We start from the raw sequence: 23,381 nt of genomic DNA, 5'->3' as shown, positions 1-23,381 counted from the left end.
GATAGCTTCATGAAGCGCGCCGATACCATCGCGCGGCAGAAGAAGGCGAAGCGGCTGCTGTCGCTTCTCCTCTTTGTCGCCGCGACGATTTTCTCCATCTGGTTCATCGAGTTCGATATCGCGGAGTTTATGGGCGGCATCCCGCTGTTCCTGAACTTCCTGTTCGTCGACTTCATGCCGCCTAACGTCAACGATCTGGCGAAGTACGTCCGGCCCGTCCTCGATACGCTCGCGTTCGGAGTCGTCGCCACGGTGATCTCTTCCGTCATCGCTCTCGTCATCGCGTTCCTGATGGCCCACAATACCGCGCCCCACCCGGCCGTCAGGGTCGCGCTGCGCAGCGTCGTCTCTTTGGTCCGCAACGTGCCGTTCCTCGTATGGGCTTCGATTCTCGTCGTCCTGTTCGGGGTAGGGACGATGCCGGGAATCTTCGCGCTGATCCTGCTCGGGATCGGATTCCTGGCCCGGCTGTACGCCGAATCCATCGAGGAGATCGACAAGCATGCCGTGGAGGCCGTCGAAGCGACCGGGGCGACTTACTTGCAGAAGCTGAAGCAAGCGATCATTCCCCAGTTCATGCCCGGCTACATCTCCTGGACGCTGTTCATGTTCGAGATCACGATTCGCGCTTCCGCCATTCTCGGCTTGGTCGGGGCGGGAGGGATCGGCTCGCAGATCAAGCTGACGATGGATCTGTTCCAATACGGCAAGACGGCGACCGTCGTCACGATCATGATCCTGATGATCCTGGGCGTCGAATACGTTACGCAGCGAATAAGGGAGCGTCTACTCTGATGAAGATTCCGATCTCGCATAAAGCGACCCGACGCAATCAACGATGGTTCTTCGCCGTGATGATCGTCTTGTTCGTCCCGTGCGCGTTCTACCTCAAGCTCAGCTATTCGCAGTTCGCGGACGGCGTCGGCCGAATTCCCGATATCGTCAAGCAGTTCCTGCAGATCTCGCCGGAAGACCTGCCGGTCTTGCTCCGGGAATTGCTGACCTCCTTGATCATCGCCTTCCTGAGCGTCGTCATCAGCGTCTTCCTGTCGCTGCTGCTGAGCTTCCTCATCGCCGATACGACGGCCCCCAACCGCTGGATCGCCAAGGGCTTGCGGCTGATCGTCGTCATCGTTCGTACGATCCCGACGACGATATGGGTGCTGCTGGCGGTGGCGAGCATGGGCTTCGGTTCCATGGCGGGCGTTCTCGGGCTGCTGTTCCCGACGACCTCCTTCCTGATCAAGTCGTTCACGGCCCAGATCGACGAAGCCGGCAAGGAACCGGTCGAAGCGATCCGGGCGCTCGGAGGCACCTGGTGGCACGTCGTGTTCAACGGCGCCATCCCGACGCTCTATACGACTTTTCTGGCGCTGATCGCCTTCAACTTCGAGATTACGGTCGCGGAGACGGTCATCCTGGGGATGGTGGGCGCGGGCGGCATCGGCGTGCTGCTGCAGGAGTATATCAGCTACTACGAATTCGCTCCGCTGCTGATGGGCATTCTCGTCGTCTTCCTCACGCTGTTCGCGCTCGAGCTCATGACCAACCGAATTCGCAAGCGTCTCGCCCGCGGCGCGCGCTAACCGAGAACATAAGGAGGCTCCGTTATGTCATCCTTCCTATTGGAGATTAAAGGGCTGACGAAGAAGTATAGCGCCGGGACGATCGCGTTAAGCGGCATCGATCTGCAAGTCAAGTCCAAGGAATTCATCGCGGTGATCGGGCCGAGCGGCGCGGGCAAGTCCACGCTGCTCCGGTGCATCAACCGGCTGGTCGAGCCCTCGTCCGGCAGCATCGAATTCGCGGGCGACCGCGTCGACCAGGCGAATGCGAGAGAGCTTCGCCGCGTTCGTTCCCAGATCGGCATGATCTTCCAGCACTACAACCTCGTCAACCGGTTGAGCGTGCTCGAGAACGTCCTCCATGGCCGCCTCGGCTATATGAGCTCGATCGCCGGCATGTTCAGCCGCTACAGCGAAGAGGACAAGAAGAAGGCGATCGCCCTGCTGCGCAAGGTCGGCTTGGAGAACGAGATGTACAAGCGGGCCGACGAGCTGTCCGGCGGCCAGAAGCAGCGCGTCGGCGTCTGCCGGGCGCTCGCGCAGCAGCCCCGTCTCATCCTGGCGGACGAACCGATCGCCTCGCTCGACCCGAAGTCCTCCGCCGTCGTCATGGACGCCATTCACCGGAACTGCGCCGAGCAGGGCATCGCCTGCCTCGTCAACCTTCACCAGGTCGATGTCGCCAAGCGCTACGCCAGCCGGATCATCGGCATCAAGAACGGCAAGATGGTGTTCGACGGACCGCCGGAAGCGTTGACCGACCACCATGCCGCCCTCATCTACGAAGGCAAAGAGAGCCAGATGTACCAGCAGCCCGTCGGCGAAGAGCCGCAAGACCGCCGTTACGCATAACCATACGAGAGAGGGGATTCTCCGCTTATGACGACTCAACCCGCCTTGAACGATTTATCCGATCTGGCCGACCGCGTGCTTCCCTTTGAAGGCGTTCTGAACTTCCGCGACCTGGGCGGATACCCGACGGAGGACGGCCGCCGGGTCAAGCGCGGCATTCTGTTCCGCGCCGCCGAGCTGACGGGGATGACCGACAAGGACAAGGAGCTGTTCCGGTCGCTGGGCATCAAGACGATCTTCGACTACCGGGGCGCCCGAGAGGCACAGGCGAAGCCGGACCCGGTTCTCCCCGGCGTGACGAACATTCATCAGCCGGCGATCGCCGAGGAGGTTCCCGCCGACATGCGGGACATGGTTCAGTCCGGGCATCTGGCCCACATGCTCTCGGCCGACTTCCTGACGAACATGTACCTGGACATGGCCTTCGGCAACTCTTCCTTCAAGCGGCTCATGGAGACGGTCGCGAATCCGGACAATCTGGGCCTCCTCCATCACTGCGCCGGCGGCAGGGACCGCACGGGAGTGGGCTCGGCCTACATCCTGCTCGCGCTCGGGGTGCCGAGAGAGACGATTATCGAAGACTATCTGATCTCCAACCGCACGCTGGCTCCGATGAACGCGGCCATGAAGGAGCAGATGGCCGCCTATCTGTCGGCCGAACAGACGGAGCGGATGATCGCCGCGCTCGAGCTGCGCCGCGAGACGATGGCGGCGTTATTCTCGGCGATCGACGAGAGATACGGCAGCGCAGAGGCGTTCCTCGAGCGGGAATTCGGCATGGACGCCGAGAAGCGCAGACGGTTCCAGGATTGCTGCCTGGAGACGGCTTAAGCCTTCGCGGCGGCTGCCCTCATGAGGGGCATCATGCCGGCCCTGTCGTTCATGCCCGCACAACGAACTTCGCCCGGCTTCGCTTTTTTCGGGCGGAGTTTTTTTCTATCGTCGACCCGTACCCATTCAGGCTCCGTTACCCATGTTCGGACTCAAAACTTCGCATTTAACGGGAGGAGCGAGAATGATAGGATAGAAAATGGCGAGACGATTCCATAATGAAAGGCGGCAGGAAGCGAATGATCCGAGTGGGATTGATCGGCGATTACAACCCGGACGTCAAGGCGCATAGGGCGATTCCCGAAGCGCTTCGGCTCGCGGCGGGCGAATGGGGGCGAACGGTCGAATTCGACTGGATTCCCACGCCCGACCTGGAGCGGGACCATGAGGGGAAGCTGGACAAGTATCAAGCCCTCTGGACGGTGCCGGCAAGTCCGTACGCCAGCATGGAGGGGGCGCTGAACGGGATTCGGTTCGCGCGCGAGCGGAAGGTGCCGTTCCTTGGAACGTGCGGCGGCTTCCAGCACATGCTCCTCGAGTATGCCCGCAACGTTCTGGGGCTCGCGGAAGCGGACCATGCCGAACAGAATCCCGCGGCATCCCTCCTCTTGGTCACCCCCTTGTCCTGCTCGGTAAGCGAGCAGAGCTTCGTCTTCCAGCTCGTTCCGGGCTCCAAGGCGGCGGAGGCTTACGGGACCGAAGAGGTTGAAGAACAATACGGGACGTGCAATTACGGGCTCAATCTCGAATACGCCCCGCTGTTCGAACGGACCGATCTGCGGATCGCCGGAACGGATGCGGACGGCGAGATCCGGATCATGGAGCACCGCGATCACCCCTTCTACGTCGGGACGCTGTTCCAGCCCGAACGCTCCGCGTTCCGCGAGAGAGTTCATCCTCTGATCCGGTCCTATCTGGAGGCCGCCTCCGCCGTCCCGTCCTGAGACGACTGCCGTCCGAATCCGCACCCGGCCCGCCATGTCCCTCCGCTTCGAGGACGGACATGGCTTTTTCGCGCATGCGATAGTCTCCAAAACGTTCAAAAAAGCACCGGAGGCGGTGGACGCCCCTCGGCCGGGGATGAGATAATCGGGGGTAAATCATGCCCTATATGCTCTATGCGCCCTAAACGAATTTACGCCCTATACGCCATCTACGCCGCTTATGCCATCTGCACCATCTGCACCATTCACACCACGAGCGCAAAGGAACGAGACCGATGAACGTGCTGAGATCGCTGCAGTTCAAGTTGCTCCTCGGAATATTCGCGGTGCTTGCGCCTCTCGTCGCTTACTTGCTCTACAACAATTTCTACGCGATCCACGTCGTTCGCGAGAAGGTCGCTTCCTCCAACGGCGACCTCGTCGACATGTTCATCCAGAGCAAGGTGGATCAGGTGCTCGAGGACACGGGCAAATACCTGCTCACCCGAGCCGGCAGCGACCCGGACGTCATGTCCCTCAACCTGTTCGATTACAACGACGGGGAGTACCAGCTGCGCAAGGTGCGGATCATCAACCGGTTCCGGGACGACCTCGTGCTGTACAATACGATCGACACGTTCTTCGTGTACGCGCGCAACGCCCGCGACCTGACCGTCACCGAAGGCAGCTCCGAGAGGCTCGCCGGATTCGCCGACTGGCTCGACAAGAACGACCGGAGCGCGAACTCGCGGTGGACGGTGTTCCCGAACGGCTCCGAATACGGACTCGTCACGACGGTCCAAGCGTCCCCGGACGTCATTCTCGGCGCCTGGATCGACCTCGGCAGCCTGCTCGAGCCCTTCCGCCAGCTGAACCTCGGGGGAGGCGGCGAAGTGACGATCGTCGACGCGCAGGGCCGGCCGCTCACGGCGACGACCCTTACGGAGGAAGGGCTCGAGTATATTCGCCCCCGCCTGGCCCAGCTCGACAGCGATTACCTGCTGCTGGACGAGCCGAGCGGCAAGCGCCTGGCCGTCGGCACGAAGTCGCGGCTGTCGGACATCCGGGTTCTCGTGCTCGTGCCGGAGCAGAACCTGCTGTCCCGGCTTCCCTTCTTCCTGCGGGCGGCGTGGATCATCCCGATCGGCGCCGCGCTCGTGCTCAGCCTCTACGTGCTGCTGCTGAAGCGGGTGCTTTTCACCCCTCTTCGGGATCTGATCCGCGGCATGCGCCGCATCATCCAGGGGGACCTGAACTTCCGGCTCGCCGAAGACCGGTCGAGGGAGCTGTCGTTCCTCGCTTCCACCTACAACAGCATGGCCGACCAGATCAAGCAGCTGCGCATCGGCATCTACGAGCAGGAGCTGCTCGTGAAGAAGGCGGAGCTGAAGCATCTGCAGGTGCAGATCAATCCCCATTTTTATCTGAACAGCCTTCATATCATTTATAACTTGGCCACGCTTCAGCTTCACAAGAACGTGCAGAAGATGTCGCTGTATCTGGCCGATTACTTCAAGTTCACGATTCGCACGCATCGGACGCACGTGACGGTGGGCGAGGAGCTGAAGCATATCCGGAACTACCTGGAGATTCAGAAAATGAGGTATCCCGATCAGCTCGACTACGAGATCGAGATCGAAGAGCCGTGGAGCGGGCAGCCGATTCCGGCGCTGTCGGTGCAGCCGTTCGTCGAGAACGCGATCGTGCACGGGATGAGCATGGACGGGGAGACGTTCCGCGTCCGCATCCAAGCGAAGGAGCATCCCGAAGACCCGGAGAGGTTCGTCCTGACGGTGAGCGACAACGGACCGGGGTTCCCGCCCGAGTACCTGGAGAAGCTGAGGTCCGGCCGTTACGCGGAGGAGGGCGAGGGGGACCACATCGGCATCTGGAACGTCATCCACCGGTTGAACTTGTACTTCGGGGACCGGGCGAAGATCGAATTCGCGAACGGGCCGGACGGCGGGGACGGCGATAACGGCTTGAACGTCGGGGCGCAAGGCGCGGTCGTGAGGCTCGTGCTGCCGCTCGCCGGCGACATCTCAGAGGGAGGCGACGACCATGTACAATCTGCTTATCGTGGATGACGAGAAATACGCGGTCGCGGGCATCGCCCAAGGCATCGATTGGACGGATCTTCCCGTCGCCAACATCTTCGAGGCGTACAGCGCGAAGCAGGCCAGGGAGCTGATGGAGCGGGAGCCGGTCGACCTGCTGATCTCCGACATCGAGATGCCGGGGGACAGCGGGATCGAGCTGCTCGAGTGGACGCGGACCCATTATCCCGAAGCGGAGACGATCTTCCTGACCGGGCACGCCAACTTCAACTACGCCCAGCAGGCGATTCGCCTCGGCAGCTACGAGTACATCGTCAAGCCGATCGATTACGACGAGCTGAAGAAGGTCGTCGCCGTTGCGCTTCGGGATATCGGGGAAAAGAGGGAGGCCAAGGCGTACCAGGAGACGTACCGCCAATACCACGACAAGTGGATGCGGCAGAAGCCGCTGCTCGTCGAGCGGTTCTGGCAGGACCTGCTCGGGCTGCGCATCTCCTCGTCTCCAGAGAAGATCGAGGAAGCGATCCATCTCTATAATCTGCCTCTTCATGCTAGGCAGATTGTGTTGCCGATTCTGATCAGCGTGGAAGAGTGGAACCAGCCGCTGAACGCGCGCGACGAGGAGATCATGGAGTACGCGATCCGCAATTCGGCGGAGGAGATTCTGCTGGCCGGAAGCCCCGGCGCGGTCATCCAGGACCGCTCGGGCGTGAACGTCGCGCTCCTGTACGGCGACGCGGGGGGCGAGGAGGGGCTGGAACGCCTTCGCGGACGCTGCCGCGAGCTTCTGGCCGCCGCGAACCGGTACTTCTATTGCCAGCTCTCGTGCTACATCGGAGAAGCGGCGGAGCTGTCGAAGCTGCCCGAGATGTACAGGGCGCTGCTGGAGCGGGAGCACGACAACGTGGCGGAGACGAACGCGGTGTTCGCGCTCGGCGAGGGGGCGGCGGCGAAGGCGCCGCATTCGATTCCGTACGCGCCGGCGGAGGAGTGGCTCGTTCTGTTCGAAGCGGGGCAGAAGGCGGAGCTGCTCCGGCGGATGGAGGAGACGATCCGGGCGATCCGCGAGAGGGAGGCGACGGCGGAGACGCTGGACGCGCTGGCGGCTTCCGTCAAGCATATGCTTTACAGGGCTTTCCACCGCAAGGGGCTGCCGATCGCCGGGGGGAGCGCCGCGTCGAGGGGCGGGATCCGGACGCTCGCGCAGCTTCGGACGTGGGCGCTCGAGGCCGTGGAAGAATCGTACGAGGCTTACCACGGGCAAATTCCGGATACGCGGGCCGTCATCGACAAGATCCACCAGTACGTGGCCGACCATCTGACGGAGGAAGAGCTGAAGCGGGAGGAGATCGCCCGGCACGTGTTCCTGAATCCCGCCTACTTGTCGAGGCTGTACAAGAAGGAGACGGGCATCGCCTTGTCGGAATACATCCTGCAGGCGCGCATGGAGAAGTCGAAGGCGCTGCTGGCCGAGACGAACCGCAAGGTGTCGGACATCGCCGAGACGGTCGGGTACGCGAACCTGTCGCACTTCGCCAAGGTGTTCCGCAAGACGGTGGGCATCGGGCCCAAGGAGTATCGGCAGAAGTATCAAAAATAGAGGGGCGCGGCCTCCGGCCTTCGGGTTCGGAGGCTTTTTTTGCGGGTCGGGCGTGCGCGGCGGCCGATAAAAAAGTAACCGGGCCGTTCAAACGGTCACGGGACTTCGTAGTGTAAGCGCTTGCTTGTGGTCTATCATTCAGGTATTCATAGACCGCCGAGGGCCGGAGAGCCTGAAGCCGGCGGACAGAGGAGGAACCCGAATGGGCAAGAGGATCATCGCGGGCGCCGCGGCGAAGGGGCTGCTGGCGGCTCTGCTCGCTGCGCCGCTCGCCATGCCGGCGCCGGAGGCCGCGGCAGCGGACGCCGTCGCCGAAGCCGGCGCCAACGCCGAAGCCAGCGCCGCCAATGCCGCTGCCGATGCGCCGGCGACGTGGACGAACGGCTTCGATCCGGATGTTTTTAGCGGATGGGGCTTATGGGCCGGCGAGGGCAGCGCCGTGTCCAAGAAGATGGTAGAAGGCGTCTCCGGCCAGGCGGTGCGGATCGATTACGACCGCTCCCCGCTCGGCTGGGGGCTGGTCGCGCACGCGGAGCTCCCGCCGGATTGGACGCTGGCCGGAACGCGGACGTTGCAGTTCTACGCCAAGGGGGACGGGGAGGAGCAGACGTTCTTCGTCGGCGTGGAGGAGAAGGAAGGCGGGGACAAGTTCCGCAAGCTCGTCTCGATCGGCGGGCGAGACTGGACGCTCGTGACGATCTCCGCGGACGAGCTCGAGTACCAGGAAGGCGGCGACGGACGGCTTGATTGGGACAAGGTCAATTCAATCAACATCAGCCCGGAGATCGACCGCGCCGGCCACGTGACGATCGACGACTTCACGCTCGGGGCGTACGAGCCGAGCCTGACGAACGGGTTCTCGCCGGACGTCTTCGCGGATTGGGGCCTGTGGGCCGGGGAAGGCAGCCGGATCGAGAGCTCCGAGACGGACGGCGCCTCCGGCAAGGGGATCCGCTTCGATTACGAGCGCTCCGCGGCCGGCTGGGGCCTGGTCGCCCACGGATCGCTGCCGGCGGACTGGAATCCGGAAGGCACCCGGGAGCTCCGGTTCCAGATTCGGGGAGACGGCACGGACCGGCGGTACTCCGTCGGCGTGGAGGAGAAGGACGGCGGGGATAAGTTTCGCCGAATCATCGAGGTGAGCGGGACGGACTGGACTCCCGTGACGATCGCGGCCGAGGAGCTGAACTATCAAGACGGCGGCGGCGACCGAAAGCTCGATTGGAACCTCGTGAACGGCATCAACATCAGCCCCGAGGAGAACGGCGCCGGCTGCTGGATGCTCGACGAGTTCTCGTTCTACAAGGGCGGCCTGCTGCCGCCGATCGTCAAGGAGCCGGCCTTGAAGCTGACCGGGCTGGCCGCCCAAGCGCCGGGATCGGCGTTCGCGGGCAAGGCGGTCTCGCTGCAAGCGAAGGTGACGAACGCGGGGACGGAGCCGGCAGCGGCCCGCCAATTGAACTATACCGTGACCGACGCGGAAGGCACGGATACTCTGTCCGGCACGGCGGACGTCCCGGCTCTGCCGGCAGGAGGCGAAGCGGCCGTGGAGCTGGCGTTCGAGGCGCCCCGGTACGGCTTCTATACGGTCCGGGCGAGCGTCGAGAGCGAAGGCGGCGCGGAATCCGCGGCGGCGACGTCCTTCGCGGCCGTGGCTCCGCTCTCCGGAGTCGAGGACGGGCGGGGCCCGGACCAAGACCCGGATACGCTTGTCGGCTTTTCGACCCATTACGACTTCCTGGGTAGCGATGCCCTGCGGGAGCAGGAAGCGGAACTGATCCGGCTGTCCGGCTCGAAGCTCGTCCGCAACGACTTCCTGTGGGACAAGATCGAGCCGCGGAAGGGCGAATACGACTGGTCGCTCTACGACGATATCGTCGCGGCGAACGAAGAGAACGGGCTGAACCTGATCGGCCTGCTGGCGTATTCCGCGACCTGGGCGAGCTCGGGACCGGAAGGCGCCGAGATGCGCGAGCACTATCCGCCCCGCACCGTATCCGAGTACGCGGACTTCGTCTACCGGACCGTCTCGCGGTACAAGAAGTCGGTGCACCTGTGGGAGATCTGGAACGAGCCGAACCTGGACGGCTTCTTCCGGCCGACGCAGGACGCGGAAGCCTACGTCGAGCTGCTGAAGGCGGGCTACCTCGCCGCCAAGCGCGCCGATCCGATGGCGACCGTCGTCATGAGCGGCCTCTCGGGAACGGGCGGCGGGTATCTGGACGAGATGGTCCAGCTCGGCGCGGCGGACTACACGGACGCCGTCGTCATCCATCCGTACCAGGCCGGCAACCCGGAAGCGGGCGACTCCTTCGTGCACGACATCGCGAGCGTGCGGGCCAAGATGCCGGGCAAGCCGGTGTGGCTGACCGAGTGGGGCTGGAGAACCGACGAGCAGGGGGCCGGCAACCAGGCGCTGTATACGGTCAAAGGCTACTTGCTGGCGCACGCGATGGACGTGGAGAAAAACGCGCTTTACTCGTTCAACATCGCGACCGATACGCAGTTCGGCCTCGCCGACTCGAACGTCGGCGGCGAAGTGAAGCCGGTCTATCCGGCGGTGGCCGCCCTGAACCGGGCGCTCGCGGGCCGCTCCTACGCCGGCGACGTGCCGCTCGGCTCGGACGGAGTCGCCGCCCTCGCCTTCGAAGGCCGCGGAATCGACCCGGTTCTCGCGCTCTGGTCGGCGACGCCGCAGACCGTGAAGCTGGCCGCGCGCCGGAGCTTGAAGGTGTACGACTTCTACGGGAACGAGACGACGCTCGAACCGGCGAACGGCGAAGCGGCGATCTCGGTCTCGGAGCGGCCGGTATACGTGAAGGGCGACCTTCGGTCGTACGTCCGCCAAGCCGTTCCGCGCACGGAGACGTCTTCCGCGGGCCGCGGCGGCGGGAAGCCGAACCGTCCCGATACGGCATGGCTCATGAAGAGCCCCTACTATGAGCGGGGAAACGCGAAGCTGACTCGCGGCTTCGCCAACGCGTTCTCCGTCGAGGTCTACAACTACGGAAGCCAAACGATCTCCGGCCAGCTGCGCCTTCAAGGCGTGCCGGCGAGCTGGTTCGCTTCGCCGTCGGCGGCGACCGTCGCGTACGAAGCGAAGCCGTATTCGAGCACCACCGTCACGTTCTCGCTGAAGCCTCCGGCGGACGCGGCGATCGGCGCCGTAACCGCGACGGCGGCGGAGACGGGGCGCCGTCCTGCGCTCGCCGCCAAGGCGTTCGCGCTTGAGGTCGTGCCGAGATTGGCGGTACAGGCCGACAAGAAGGCCGTTCGGCTGACGAATACGACGGCGTCGCCGATCTCCGGCACGCTGGAGCTGGCGGAGCCCGAGGGCTGGACGCTGACCGCAGCGGGGGCCGGCGAGTTCACGGTCGCGCCCGGCGAGACGGCGGCGATCCCCTACGCGCTGTCGCCGAAGACCGGGACGAAGGCGGCGGGCACGCTTACGCTGACCGGAAGCGTCAGCGCCGACGGCGAGACGATTCCGTTCCGCCAGGCGCTTAGCGCGGTGACGGCCTCCGCCGCGGCGCAGGCTCCCGTCATCGACGGGCAGGCGGACGCGATCTGGCAGTCCGCTCCCGCCGCCGCGGCCAGCGAAGCCTGGCAGGTGAGCGCGGACTACCGCGACGCTTGGACGCCCGGCGATTTGTCCGCGAGCGTGCGGCTGCTGTGGGACGCGTCCCGCCTGTACGTCCTGGCGGAGGTGAAGGACGATAAGGCCTCGCAGGCGCAGTCGGGCGGCGGCATGTGGCAGGGCGACTCGCTGCAGCTCGCGTTCGACGCGCGCAACGAAGGCGGTTCCGGCTACGGCGCGCAAGTCTACGAGCTGCAGATCGGCAAGCCGGACGGCGCGGCGCCGCAGATTTTCAAAGGCATGGGCTTCGCGAAGCCCGGCCTCATGGAGACCGGCGAGATCGCGGTCGTCCGCGACGAGGCCGCGGGCGCGACCGTCTACGAGCTGAGCATCCCGTTCAGCGAGCTGGAGGGCTTCGACGGAATCGCGGCCGGACGGGCGGCGGGCTTCTCCTACCTCGTCAACGACAGCGACGGCGCCGGCCGCGAAGGCTACATCGAGTGGTCGTCGGGCGTCGGCGGCTCCAAGAACGCCTCGCTGTTCGGCACGTTGTGGTTGAACTAGTTCGACGATCGGCTTGATCGCGCCGATATAGGCGTTAGAAGTCAGGCAGCGCGGGAGAACGGCATGCGGGCAAGGCGGCGGACGTTCTCCCTCTCTATACAGCTGCAAAAAAATACGCAAAGGAAAGGTGGCATCGTAATGAAAACCGAAAGACGGGCATGGGCAAGACGCATGGCGGGCGCCGCTCTCGCGGCGGCGATCGGACTCGGCTTGACGCTCCCGGCGAGCGTCAGCTTCGCGGGCACGGCCGCGACGATCACCGTCGACACGGCCTCCAACGCGGGAACGGTCAATCCGTTCGCGTGGGGCGTAGGCGCGCCGGACAAGTACGGCTGGTGGGCCGGCAACGCCGCGCTCAAGACGAGAATCAGCGACGCGAAGATCAAGCTCGTCCGGGTCAATCCGATCCAGAACATGCTCTATAACGGAAGGGACCCGTATCCTTCCGCCGGAACCTGGTCCCTCGCGGACATGGACGCGATCCTGAACACGATCTTCGACGCGGGCGCGGAGCCGCTCTTCGTCATCGCCGGCTTCCCGGCGGGCGTGCCGCATACCCGCGACGCCGACGGCAAGATTACTTCCGCCGACTGGACCGAATACGCGAAGTTTATGAAGGGAGTCGTGAAGCGCTACAACACGGACCGCGCGCTCGGCTCGTCCAAGACGATCCGGTACTGGGAGCTGTGGAACGAGCCGCAGATCGAAGGGGACGGCAAGTTCGCTTCCCAAGCCGACTATATCTCGTTCGCCCGGACGGTCGGCAGCGCCATGAAGGCGCAGGATTCGACCATCAAGCTGATCGGTCCGGTCGCGGACTCCTCGTGGGGCATCGACTCCCCGGCCGGGTACGTCTCCGTCGCGGCCAAGCAGCTGGAGAGCCAGATCGACATTCTAAGCTGGCACGACTACGGCCCCTCCCCGACGGATTCGGACGCGGCGCGGTTCGCCTGGACGAAGGAGCATTACCAGGACAACGTCGCCATGGTCAAGTCCGGCGGTCCGGGCGACGTGTTCAAGGGGCCTTCGGGCAAGCTCTACGGAGCGGCCGTCACGGAATACAACATGAGCCACCAGGACGGGGGCAGCGCCTACAACGCCAAGTACCACAGCGAATTCAACGCGGTGTACGCCGCCAGCGCCATCGTGAACGCGATGAAGGGCAACGCGGACATGCACTTGTTCTATAACCTCGCCGAGACCGGGACGAACCTGCTCGGGCTGCTCGACAACGCGACCTATGCGCCGTACAAGCCGTATTACACGTTCCACCTGTTCGGCAATCGCTTCGGCAACCGCAAGCTGACCGCTTCCGGCGGCGCGGCGAACCTGGAATTCGTCGCCTCGAAGGATACGTCCACCGGCCGCACGTACGTCATCGCCGTCAACAAGGACGCGAGCGCGACCTACGACGCGACGGTACAGCTGCAAAATATCGCTTCGGCCTCGGGCGCCGTCAACGTCTGGAAGCTCGACGCGGCGACGAATCCGACCTCGAGCACGGCGATCGCCTACTCCGGCGGCCAATTCGTCTATTCGATCGCACCGATGTCCGTCGTCGCGTTCGAGGTCGTGCCGGGGGCGGCCGGCCCCGTCCTGTTCGCCAACGGGTTCGAGAGCTCGGACGCTCCTCCGACCTGGCTGGACACGCTGGACGGAAGCGAGAACGTGTCCGGCTACGAGGCCGGAATCGGTCCGGAATGCTCGCCCCGGATCGAGACTCCCCATACGGGAATCGCGACGCTTCTGTTCTCCGGCACGGATAACAGCGCGACGACGTCGTACGCGAAGTGCAAGGTGTTCGACGTCGACATTCCGATCACGTCCGCGACGAAGCTCGGCTACTGGCTCTATCCGCAGACCGACAACGCCCGGTACGTGGCGATCGACCTCGTCATGACGGACGGGACGACGCTGCGCGACAGCGGAGCGGTCGACTACAACGGCTACAGCGTGCACCCGAACGCCGGCCACGGCGGGGCGATCCCGCTGAACGCCTGGACGCCGATCAAGTCGAACATCGGCACCGTCCTCGCGGGCAAGACGATCGACCGCATTCTCGTCAACTACGACCGCCCGTCGAATACGGGCCCGTATCGCGGCTATATCGACGATCTCATCATCACGAACGGCACCTTGCCTTAATAGAGAGAGTCTTGTCGACTATGAGCGACGCCTCCGGGGGGGGGGGGGGATCCGCCTCCCCCGGAGGCTTTTTTCTATACCCGACCATCGATAGCCCCCTCAGCCAGCCGAAATACTCGATTTTCTAGAACAACGCCCCTCCGAAAGTCTCCCAATCAGCCGAGATGTTCGATTTTCTAGAACAACGCCCCTCCAAAAGTGTCCCAGTCCGCCGAGATGTTCGAATGATTCGAGCAACACCCCTCCAAAAGTCTCCCAATCAGCCGAGATGTTCGAATGATTCGAACAACGCCCCTCCAAAAGTGTCCCAGTCCGCCGAGATGTTCGAATGATTCGAACAACGCCCCTCCAAAAGTCTCTCAGCCAGCCGAAATGCTCGATTTTCTAGAACAACGCCCCTCTAAAAGTCTCTCGGTCAGCCGAAATACTCGATTCTCTAGAACAACGCCCCTCCGAAAGTCTCCCAATCAGCCGAGATGTTCGAATCTATAGAACAACGCCCCTCCAAAAGTCCCTCGGCCAGCCGAGATACTCGAATCTATAGAACAACACCGCCCTAAACCCCCTTCAGCCGTCCGAGATCCTCGATATTCTAGAATATCTCGTTCCTCCCGAACGCCTTGCTGCGCGGAAGGAGGAATGAGTTCGTTCGAAGAGCAACCCCAGCCGAAGCCGAAGCCGCAACCGCAGCCGCAGCCCAGCCGCAATTGATTAAACCGCCGCCCCTGCCGACCCGCCCATGTCACCAATCCGTCCTTCTTGTCACGGGCCTGCGTAGAGGGGGGCACGGCCGGTTCCCTATAATTCAAGTAGGACGGAGAGATACACGCCGCGACACTTAGAGAGAAAAGAGGCCAAGAACGTGAAGCCGATAACCGCGAACGCCGAAGCCGCCGCCTTGGCTCGCCCCCGAGCGGCCCCGCGCGGCGCCGGCCGCCGGCGCCGGGCAGCGCGCTTCGGGATGCTCTACCTGATGATGCTCCCGACGATCGCGCTCGTCATCCTCAACAACTACCTGCCGATGTTCGGCGTCCTGATCGCCTTCAAGAAGATCAACTACGAGCAGGGCATCCTCGGCAGCCCCTGGGTCGGCTTCGAGAACTTCAAGTTCCTGTTCGCGACGACGGACGCCTGGGTCATCACGCGCAACACGATTCTGTACAACGCGGCCTTCATCGCGACGAACCTCGCAGTCGCGATCGCCTTCGCGATCATGCTGAACGAGCTGCGCAGCCGGGTGCTCGCGAAGTTTTTCCAGAGCGCGATGTTCCTGCCCTACTTCCTGTCCGCCGTCGTCGTCAGCTACCTGGTGTTCGCGATGCTCGGAGAAGAGAACGGGTTCGTGAACAACGTCCTGCTGAAGGCGCTCGGGATCGATCCGATCTCCTGGTACGCCGAGCCGAACGCGTGGCCGTTCCTGCTGCCGATCATCAACGCTTGGAAAAACGTCGGCTACTACTCGGTCGTCTACCTCGCCGCCATCGTCGGAATCGACGAGGAGTATTACGAAGCGGCGCTTATCGACGGGGCGAGCAAGCGGAAGCAGATGACGAGCATCACGCTGCCGCTGCTCATGCCGGTCATCGTCATCATGACGCTGCTTCAGATCGGGCGCATTTTCTACGCGGACTTCGGGTTGTTCTTCCAGGTGACGCTCGACACCGGCGCGCTGTACCCGACGACCAACGTCATCGACACGTACGTCTACCGCTCGTTCATGGTCATGGGGGACATCGGCATGTCTTCCGCGGCGGGACTCTACCAGGCGGCCGTCGGACTCGTGCTCGTGTTCGGCTCCAACTACGTCGTCAAGAAGATCAACCGCGACAATGCCCTGTTCTGAGGAGAAGGAGGACCCCATGCAAGCCACCCGCGCGCCCTACTCGCCCAATGCCATCTCCAGACGCTCCAACGCGCTCGTCCAAGGCGTCTTCTGGTTCTACACGATCCTGTGCGTGTTCCCTCTGCTGCTCGTGATCATGGTCTCGTTCACGGACGAGATGGCGATTCTGCAGAACGGGTACCAGCTCATCCCGAAGGCGTTCAGCCTGACGGCCTACGAGCTGCTGTTCGCCGACTCGGGCCAGATCGTCCGCTCCTACGGCGTATCGCTGTTCGTCACCGTCGTCGGAACGATTCTCAGCCTGCTGCTGACGGCGGCGTTCGCCTACCCGATCTCCCGCAAGGATCTGCCGTACCGCAACGGCTTCGCCTTCTTCATTTTCCTGACGATGCTGTTCAACGGGGGGCTCGTTCCCTGGTACCTCGTGTATACGAAGTACCTCCACCTGGGCGATTCGATCTGGGCGCTCATCATCCCGATGCTCGTCCAGCCGTTCAACATCCTCATCATGCGCACCTTCTTCCAGACGACGATACCGGCCGCGCTCATCGAAGCGGCGACGATCGACGGGGCGGGGGAGCTTAGGATCTTCATCCGCATCGTCCTTCCGCTGTCGCTCCCGGTCATCGCCACCATCGCGCTGTTCAACACGCTGATGTATTGGAACGACTGGTTCCTCAGCCTGATCTTCATCAGCGACAACAAGACCGTCAGCGTGCAGTACCTGATGTACAAGACGATGCTTAACATCCAGTATCTGACCTCCAACGTGCAGGCGTCGGAAGCGCTCACCCGCGGGGGCGGCACCGTCCGGCTCCCGAGCGAGGCGATCCGGATGGCGATGGCGGTCATCGGCATCGGGCCGATCGTTCTGGCTTATCCGTTCTTTCAGAAGTATTTCGTGAAAGGGCTTACGATTGGGGCTGTCAAAGGCTGATCCCGGCAATCTATACTAGCCTTACGGGTTGTCCGGTTGGCATATACTCACTTTTTTTCGAATATGGGGAGGGTTCTGGAATGGTCTGGGGCACCAAAAAAGCATATCCCGCGTTCGTCGTCCTGTGCACGCTCGGTCTCGTCCTGGCGGGCTGCGGCGCCAATAACGAGAACGGGTCTTCTCCGTCGGCTTCGGCAAGCCCGAGCGCATCGCCGTCGGCATCCGGGTCCGCGCCGGCATCCGGCTCGGCGTCTCCGTCCGCGGCGTCGAAGCTGGAGGAAGTCGAGCTGACGCTGTATTACCCCGGCACGCCGCAGAAGGACGAACAGGTCGTCGAGCAGGCGATCAACGAATACCTGAAGGATAAGATCAACGCCAAGGTCGATCTGAACCCGATCGATTGGGGCGCTTGGGACAGCAAGATGAACCTGATGATCTCCTCGTCGCAGCCGGCCGACATTATCTTCACCGCGGCTTGGAACGGCTTCACGGTGAACGTGGGCAAGGGCGCGTTCCTGGATATCACCGATCTCATCGATCAGTACGGCAAGGAGATGAAGGCGGAGCTGAACCCGGCGTTCCTGAGCGGCTCCAAGATCAACGGGCGCAACTACGCCGTGCCGACGAACAAGGAGCTGGCCGCGACCCGGGGGCTGCTGCTCCGCAAGGACATCGTCGAGAAGTACGGCATGGACCTGAGCTCGATCAAGACGGTCGCCGATCTGGAGCCGATGCTGAAGACGGTGAAGGAGAAGGAGCCGGGCATGACCCCGTTCTACGTCTCCAGCGACAGCGGCCTGCTGACGAACCTGAACTTCGACTCGCTCGGCGACAACTCGGTGCCCGGCGTCCTGCACAAGCTCGGCACGGAGACGACGATTCTGAACGAGCCGGCCACGCCGGAGTTCAAGGAAGCGGCGGCGCTGAGCCGCAAGTGGTACCAGGCGGGCTACATCAACAAGGACGCGGCGACGACCAAGGTCAAGCCGGACGAGATGATGAAGGCGGGCAAAGTGTTCGGGTATACGGCCGCGCTGAAGCCGGGGGCGGCGGAAGAGGTCATGCGCTCGGTCGGCGTTCCTCTCGTGCAGGTGGAGCTGACGGAGCCGACGATCACGACCGGCGACACGACGGGTTCGATGCTCGCCATCTCCCGCACGTCGAAGAATCCGGAACGCGCCATGATGCTCATCAACCTGCTTCACACCGACAAGACGCTGAACAACCTGGTCAACTACGGCATCGAGGGCAAGCACTACGTGAAGGTGGAAGGCTCCGACAACGTCATCCGCTACCCGGACGGCGTGGACGCGGCGACGTCGACGTACAGCCCGGGCACGAACTGGCAGCTGGGCAACCAGTTCCTGAACTACCTGTTCGACACGGAGAATCCGAAGAAGTGGGAGCTGTTCAAGGCGTTCAACGATTCGGCGAAGCCGTCCATCGCGCTCGGGTTCTCCTTCAACAGCGACAGCGTGAAGAGCGAAGTGGCCGCGTGCGTCAACGTGTACAAGGAATATTTCGGCACGCTGAACGCGGGCATTGTCGATCCGGAGAAGTATATCCCGCAGTTCCTCGACAAGCTGAAGGCTTCGGGTGTGGAGAAGGTAATCGCCGAGAAGCAGAAGCAGTTCGACGAGTGGCTGAAGACCAAAGGGTAATCGTTGCAAGGGTAATCGTACGTTACGGATATGCGGCGAGCCGCCTCTCCCCGGGGGGCGGCTCGTCTATGAAGGCGTAAGCCGGGAGGCTTCATGAGCTCCATGAGCTGCAGGGGTTCCATGAGAGCGAATAGAGAAGGAGAGAGCAAACCATGAACACGAGACCGACGGCTTGGGTCGATCCGTTCATCGGAACGGAGAGTCCCGGCCATTGCCTGATCGGCCCTTACCTGCCCTACAGCATCGTGAGGCTCGGACCGGATTCGATCCGGCCGCAGCCCTCCAACGGCTACGAGATCGCGAAGCCCATTCGCCGGTTCAGCCATACCCACGTCAGCGGGACGGGCGGCGGCGGGCGGTACGGCAACGTCGGGCTGCTGCCGTTCGGCGGCCTGCCCCGGTTCGAAGCGGAGTCGACGGGCAAAGAAGGGGAAGCGGCTTCGGCCGGCTACTATACGGTGAAGCTCGCGCCGTGGAATATCGAGGTCGAGCTGACCTCGACGCCGAGAGTCGGCGTTCACCGGTACCGGTTCCCCGCGGGCGAGACCGCCAACCTGCTGATCGACGTCGGCTCCGTCGTGCAGGTCGGCGCCGATCATCCCGGCGAAGACACGGGGTACTCGACGGGAGGCTTCTGCGAGTTCGTCTCCGAGACGGAGCTGATCGGGCGCGGCGACTTCCGGGGAGGCTGGGGGCACAAGTTCCCTTATTCGGTGTACTTCTACGCCAAGTTCGATGCGCCGGCGACGTCGCGGCTCGTGCGGAACGCGGCGGGGATGTTCCCGAAGCTGGCGGTCGACGGGCCGAACTGCATGGCCGTCGCCCACTTCGGCGACATCCCGGAGCTGAACGTGCAGGTCGGCATCTCCTACGTCAGCATCGCCAAGGCGCGGGAGAACGTCGAGCGGGAGACGGCCGGCCGCGGCTTCGACGACATCCGGGCGTCCGCGGCGGCGGAATGGGACCGCTACCTGTCCCGGATCGAGGTCGAGGGCGGAACGGAGGAGCAGCGCAAGCTGTTCTACACGCTGTTCACGCGTCTCGTCTGCATGCCGAGCGACTTGGGCGTCGACGACGAGAACGCCTTCTGGAAGTCGGGCAAGCGGCACTTCACCGACTTCTACGCGCTGTGGGACAGCGTGCGCAACGCGAACTCGCTCATTAGCCTGTTCGATCCGAAGCTGCACGTCGACATGCTCAATTGCCTGCTCGACATCGCCGACCATATCGGCTGGATTCCCGACGCCTGGATTCAAGGCCACAGCGCCATGATCCAGGGCGGCAGCTCGGCGGACATTCTGCTCAGCGAAGCGGCGCAGAAGGGCTTCGCCGGCATCGACTACGAGAAGGCGCTGCTCCAGATGCGCAAGAACAACGAGGTCGAGTCGCCGGATCCGTGGCTGTACGGGCGCCACCTCTGCGAATACCGCGACAACGGGTACCTGTCGACGAACATCCGCAAGAACTGCGTGTCGCGGCACATGGAGTACGCATACCAGGATTGGTGCATCGGCCACCTGGCGGAGCGGCTCGGGCAGACGGACGTGGCGGAGACGTATTACGAGAGCTCGCGCAAGCTGTGGAACCTGTGGCGCGAAGACATCCGCTTCTTCGCGCCGAAGCATCCGAACGGAGAGTGGGCGAACCCGTTCGAGCCCGGCAAGTGCTATGCCGACAGCTGGAACGATCCGTACTTCTACGAGGGCACGAGCTGGCAATGGTCGTTCAGCGCGCACCACGACTTCGCGGGGCTGGTCGAGCGGCACGGGGGAGCCGAGGCGTTCGTCCGGCACCTGGACCGCTTCTTCGAGGAGGGGCATTTCTATCCGAAGGAGACGATGCTGCACGTGCCGTACCTGTACCATTACGCGGGACGGCCGGATCGGTCGGCGGACCGGGTGCGGGAGATTCTGGCGGCGCGCTACCGCCCGGAGCTCGGCGGGCTGCCCGACAACGAGGACATGGGCTGCCAGAGCGCCTTCTACCTGTGCGGGGCGATCGGGCTGTATCCGGTGATGGGGCAGGATCTGTATCTGCTGTCCGCGCCGCTGTTCCGGCGCACCGCGATTCGGCTCGGCGAAGACGGAGGCGAGCTCGTCATCGAGACGGAGGGAGCGGACCCGGGCGCGGACGGCGTCCGGATCGCAGCCGCGACGTTGAACGGCGCGCCGCTCGACCGCGCCTGGGTGAGGCACGCGGAGATCGCGGGAGCGGGGGGCGCGGTACTCCGTCTGACGCTGGCCGCCTCGCCGAGCGACTGGGGAGCGGGCGAGGAGCGCGTGCCGCCTTCTCCGCTGCGGGAGCTGCGGAACCGGAGCCGGAGCCGGATCGAGAGCGAGGTCGGGAGCGGGAGCGGGCAATGAGCTTGACTTCATAGGAACGCGGAGTTGCCGCGAAGGTGGCCGGCGCTCTCCCGATGGGGGGGAGCGCCGGCTTTCCCGTATTTGCGCGGAGCCTATGAGGGGAGCGAGTCATTTCTATTGACTTTAACGCTGCGTGAACCTGTACAGTGGGATCAAAAGGAGGCGGCGAATCCATGCAGGATATCGAACGGCAAGCGCGGAAGAAGGGGATAAAGCTGGAGCGTCGGGGGCGGTGCCAATTTTGCGGCTCGAACGTTGAAGGCGGCGTTTTTGAATGTTTTGAAGTCTTTATCGAGACGGGAGGCCGCTTGGCGGAGATCGGCCTGCCCCCGTTCATGTACGCCGATGCCCACTGCTTGCAGCATACGGAGGTGCATGGCGACTGGAATAACAATCTGCATCTCGCCAGACAGTATCTGACGCTCGAGCGCGAAGTCGTCTGGAATTATTCGAAGACGCCTCTGCTGAGCCGTGTCATGGACGACTACAAGCTGGCGCGCCCGGATTCCCGGATTCCGGCCTTGCCCGTCCTGGAGAGAGGGAATCTTACCGTGACCGACCTGATCGGGCTCGAGCAGCAAGAGCTGGAGAGGGTATTGGAGTCATGGGCGAGGGGCGTATACCGGTCCTATGAACGATTCCATCCGATCGCCAAGGCCATTGGGGACTTGTATATAAGCAAGTACGAAAAAGAAAGCAAGGAGGGGTAAAATTGAACGCGATCCATCTCGGCTACGATTCGACGAATTATTATGCGATTCCCTGCGGCAAGAAGTATCTTCTCATCGACGCGGGCATGCCGGGAACGCTCGGGAAGATGAAGAGCCAATGGCGGAGATGCGGGATCGATGCCGGAGATATTCGTCACTTGATCGTCACTCACTTCCACCCCGATCATTGCGGGATCGCCCAGGAGCTGCAGTCGATGGGCATCGACCTGATCGTCGGCCGAATGCAGTCGGAATATGCGGATCTCGCGAACAAGTCGATGGCCAAGCTCCCCGGCTTCCGGGAGATCGTCTTGAAGCCCCATAATCTGCTGGACGAGAACGATAAATTCGCATTCGAGAAAAGAATAGGCGTACCCGGGTACATCCTTCATACCCCCGGCCACTCGGACGATTCCATCAGCATCGTCATCGAAGGCTTGGGCGTGTTCACGGGGGACCTGCCGCCGTGGGGGCTCATGTCCATGGAGTCGAACGAAGAAGCGGAGAGAAGCTGGTCGCTCATCCGGAGTACCAACGAGAGAAGGGTTTTCCCGGGGCACGGCGACAGCTTCGAGCTTCGGGTCTGATCTTCGAGGTCCTGCTTCAGGATGGCCGAGGAGCGTTACAGGAAGAATTGCTTGGCCAGGAACGCCAGGATGGCCAAGAGGATCGGGATCGTCCAACTCGCAGGACCGTCTATTGCATGAGGCGGGCGGTCCTTCGCCGATTTTCCGTTCGGTGCCGTCATCCGCTTCATTCGCTTCAGCAGAGCCGCGCACAGGATAATGGCCGGAATCGAGGCGGCGCCCGTCAGGAGCATCGTCGTCCAAGGCACGGAATGGCCGTTGCTGGAGATCCCTTGGACCAGATCCCCTTGGCGCGCATAAGAGCCGATGACGTACGTGATATTCGTGGCCAGGTGGACGGCGATGCCGGGCCAGATCGACCCCGAATAGAGAACGATAAGGGCGGAGACGAGAGCGGCGACGAACAGCTCCAGCAGCCGGTACGGATTATCGTGGAACAGCGCGAACAGGAAGGAGCTCGCGACCGCCGCGAGCATCGGGCCGCGCCCTTCGTACCCGGTCAAGAGCACGCCGCGGAAAAGAAGCTCTTCGCAAATCGGCGGCAGGACGCCGATGCATACGATCAGAATCGCCAGCTCCGCCGGACTGTCGGCGATCGGATAGACGGACGCCTCGTAGGCGTCGCCGACGGAAGCCAGCACGGCCTCGGTCGCCTGATGCAGGAACAAGAGCGGCACCTGGCTCGCGACGCAGACGGCGACTGCCATCCCGAGTACGGATGCCGGCAGGCTCCTTATTCGCAAGGTCGAGGCCAAGGACAACCCCCGCAGCCGGCTCCACGCCACGCCCGGAGACAAGTTGAGACCGACTTGTCCGATCGCCACATAGGCCGCGAACAACCCCAGACCGCCGGCTTCCAGCCAGCCGTTCCTGTCGAAGATCTCCGATAAAACGATTCCCGCGACATAAGAGAATAGAAAAATCCACCCCGCCTGCGAGGCGTTCAACGCACGGCTTCGCATGATAGCAACCTCTTTTGCCGCCTCATGCGGCCGTCGATATGGTTCCTCTACCATTCTATCTTCCAAGTTTGCGAAGCTTCAATGCTATCGGAATCGTCACCGCCTAAAGATCTTCTAAAAAAAACGACAGTTGTCCAATCCGTGCAGGATCGGAATGCAGGCGGTTTAACGAGTGTGATGTTTCGAATAAAATCGTCGAAATAA

Annotated in this window: 16 protein-coding genes; 15 read left to right on the top strand and 1 reads right to left on the bottom strand. The window is 63.1% G+C overall.

Features of this window, described 5'->3' with window-relative positions; genetic code table 11:
• Positions 1-9 precede the first annotated feature (9 nt).
• The 15 genes from phnE (at position 10) to H7B90_RS21710 (ending at position 22,215) form a co-directional block, all read left to right on the top strand.
• Complete coding sequence (phnE, locus tag H7B90_RS21780) at positions 10-795, top strand: phosphonate ABC transporter, permease protein PhnE (protein WP_185138010.1); 786 nt, start codon at positions 10-12, stop codon at positions 793-795.
• Positions 795-1,586, top strand: coding sequence for a PhnE/PtxC family ABC transporter permease (locus tag H7B90_RS21775; RefSeq protein ID WP_185138009.1), 792 nt, complete (start codon positions 795-797; stop codon positions 1,584-1,586). The genes phnE and H7B90_RS21775 overlap by 1 nt, the downstream gene beginning before the upstream one ends.
• Before the next feature lie 24 nt (positions 1,587-1,610).
• Positions 1,611-2,417, top strand: coding sequence for a phosphonate ABC transporter ATP-binding protein (gene phnC, locus H7B90_RS21770; RefSeq protein WP_185138008.1), 807 nt, complete (start codon positions 1,611-1,613; stop codon positions 2,415-2,417).
• 27 nt (positions 2,418-2,444) lie between these two features.
• Positions 2,445-3,248, top strand: a complete 804-nt coding sequence (locus tag H7B90_RS21765) for a tyrosine-protein phosphatase (RefSeq protein WP_185138007.1) — start codon at positions 2,445-2,447, stop codon at positions 3,246-3,248.
• A gap of 239 nt (positions 3,249-3,487) precedes the next feature.
• Entirely contained in the window at positions 3,488-4,192 is a 705-nt protein-coding gene (locus H7B90_RS21760; protein WP_185138006.1) for a CTP synthase C-terminal region-related (seleno)protein, read from the top strand.
• Between the two features lie 275 nt (positions 4,193-4,467).
• Positions 4,468-6,258: a sensor histidine kinase gene (locus H7B90_RS21755; RefSeq protein WP_185138005.1), complete on the top strand. Its 1,791-nt coding sequence runs from the start codon at positions 4,468-4,470 to the stop codon at positions 6,256-6,258.
• A complete protein-coding gene (locus H7B90_RS21750; RefSeq protein ID WP_185138004.1) occupies positions 6,233-7,828 on the top strand; it encodes a response regulator transcription factor in 1,596 nt (531 codons plus the stop codon). Before H7B90_RS21755 ends, H7B90_RS21750 begins: the two co-directional genes overlap by 26 nt.
• Before the next feature lie 202 nt (positions 7,829-8,030).
• The gene (locus H7B90_RS21745) at positions 8,031-11,969 is read left to right on the top strand and encodes a sugar-binding protein (RefSeq protein WP_185138003.1); all 3,939 of its coding nucleotides are present in this window, start codon (positions 8,031-8,033) and stop codon (positions 11,967-11,969) included.
• A 138-nt stretch (positions 11,970-12,107) separates the two neighbouring features.
• On the top strand, positions 12,108-14,114 hold the full coding sequence (locus tag H7B90_RS21740) for a hypothetical protein (RefSeq protein ID WP_185138002.1): 2,007 nt from the start codon (positions 12,108-12,110) through the stop codon (positions 14,112-14,114).
• Between the two features lie 871 nt (positions 14,115-14,985).
• Positions 14,986-15,957 carry an ABC transporter permease gene (locus H7B90_RS21735; RefSeq protein ID WP_376701745.1) on the top strand — a complete coding sequence of 324 codons (972 nt, stop codon included), beginning with the start codon at positions 14,986-14,988 and terminating at the stop codon, positions 15,955-15,957.
• Positions 15,958-15,973: 16 nt separating this feature from the next.
• Positions 15,974-16,894 (top strand): carbohydrate ABC transporter permease, encoded by a 921-nt coding sequence (locus tag H7B90_RS21730; protein WP_185138001.1) that lies wholly within the window; start codon positions 15,974-15,976, stop codon positions 16,892-16,894.
• Positions 16,895-16,974: 80 nt separating this feature from the next.
• Positions 16,975-18,555, top strand: coding sequence for an ABC transporter substrate-binding protein (locus tag H7B90_RS21725; protein ID WP_185138000.1), 1,581 nt, complete (start codon positions 16,975-16,977; stop codon positions 18,553-18,555).
• A gap of 152 nt (positions 18,556-18,707) precedes the next feature.
• Positions 18,708-20,918: a GH92 family glycosyl hydrolase gene (locus H7B90_RS21720; RefSeq protein WP_185137999.1), complete on the top strand. Its 2,211-nt coding sequence runs from the start codon at positions 18,708-18,710 to the stop codon at positions 20,916-20,918.
• Between the two features lie 173 nt (positions 20,919-21,091).
• Complete coding sequence (locus H7B90_RS21715; protein ID WP_185137998.1) at positions 21,092-21,628, top strand: DUF5946 family protein; 537 nt, start codon at positions 21,092-21,094, stop codon at positions 21,626-21,628.
• 2 nt (positions 21,629-21,630) lie between these two features.
• Positions 21,631-22,215, top strand: a complete 585-nt coding sequence (locus H7B90_RS21710; protein WP_185137997.1) for an MBL fold metallo-hydrolase — start codon at positions 21,631-21,633, stop codon at positions 22,213-22,215.
• A 35-nt stretch (positions 22,216-22,250) separates the two neighbouring features.
• Here the strand turns inward: H7B90_RS21710 and H7B90_RS21705 are convergent, their stop codons facing one another.
• Positions 22,251-23,177, bottom strand: a complete 927-nt coding sequence (locus tag H7B90_RS21705) for a type II CAAX endopeptidase family protein (RefSeq protein ID WP_185137996.1) — start codon at positions 23,175-23,177, stop codon at positions 22,251-22,253.
• Positions 23,178-23,381: the final 204 nt, after the last annotated feature.

Origin of the sequence: Cohnella xylanilytica, from assembly GCF_014212175.1 — a bacterium.
Classification (GTDB): domain Bacteria; phylum Bacillota; class Bacilli; order Paenibacillales; family Paenibacillaceae; genus Cohnella; species Cohnella xylanilytica.
This window is presented reverse-complemented; position numbering and strand designations above follow the sequence as displayed.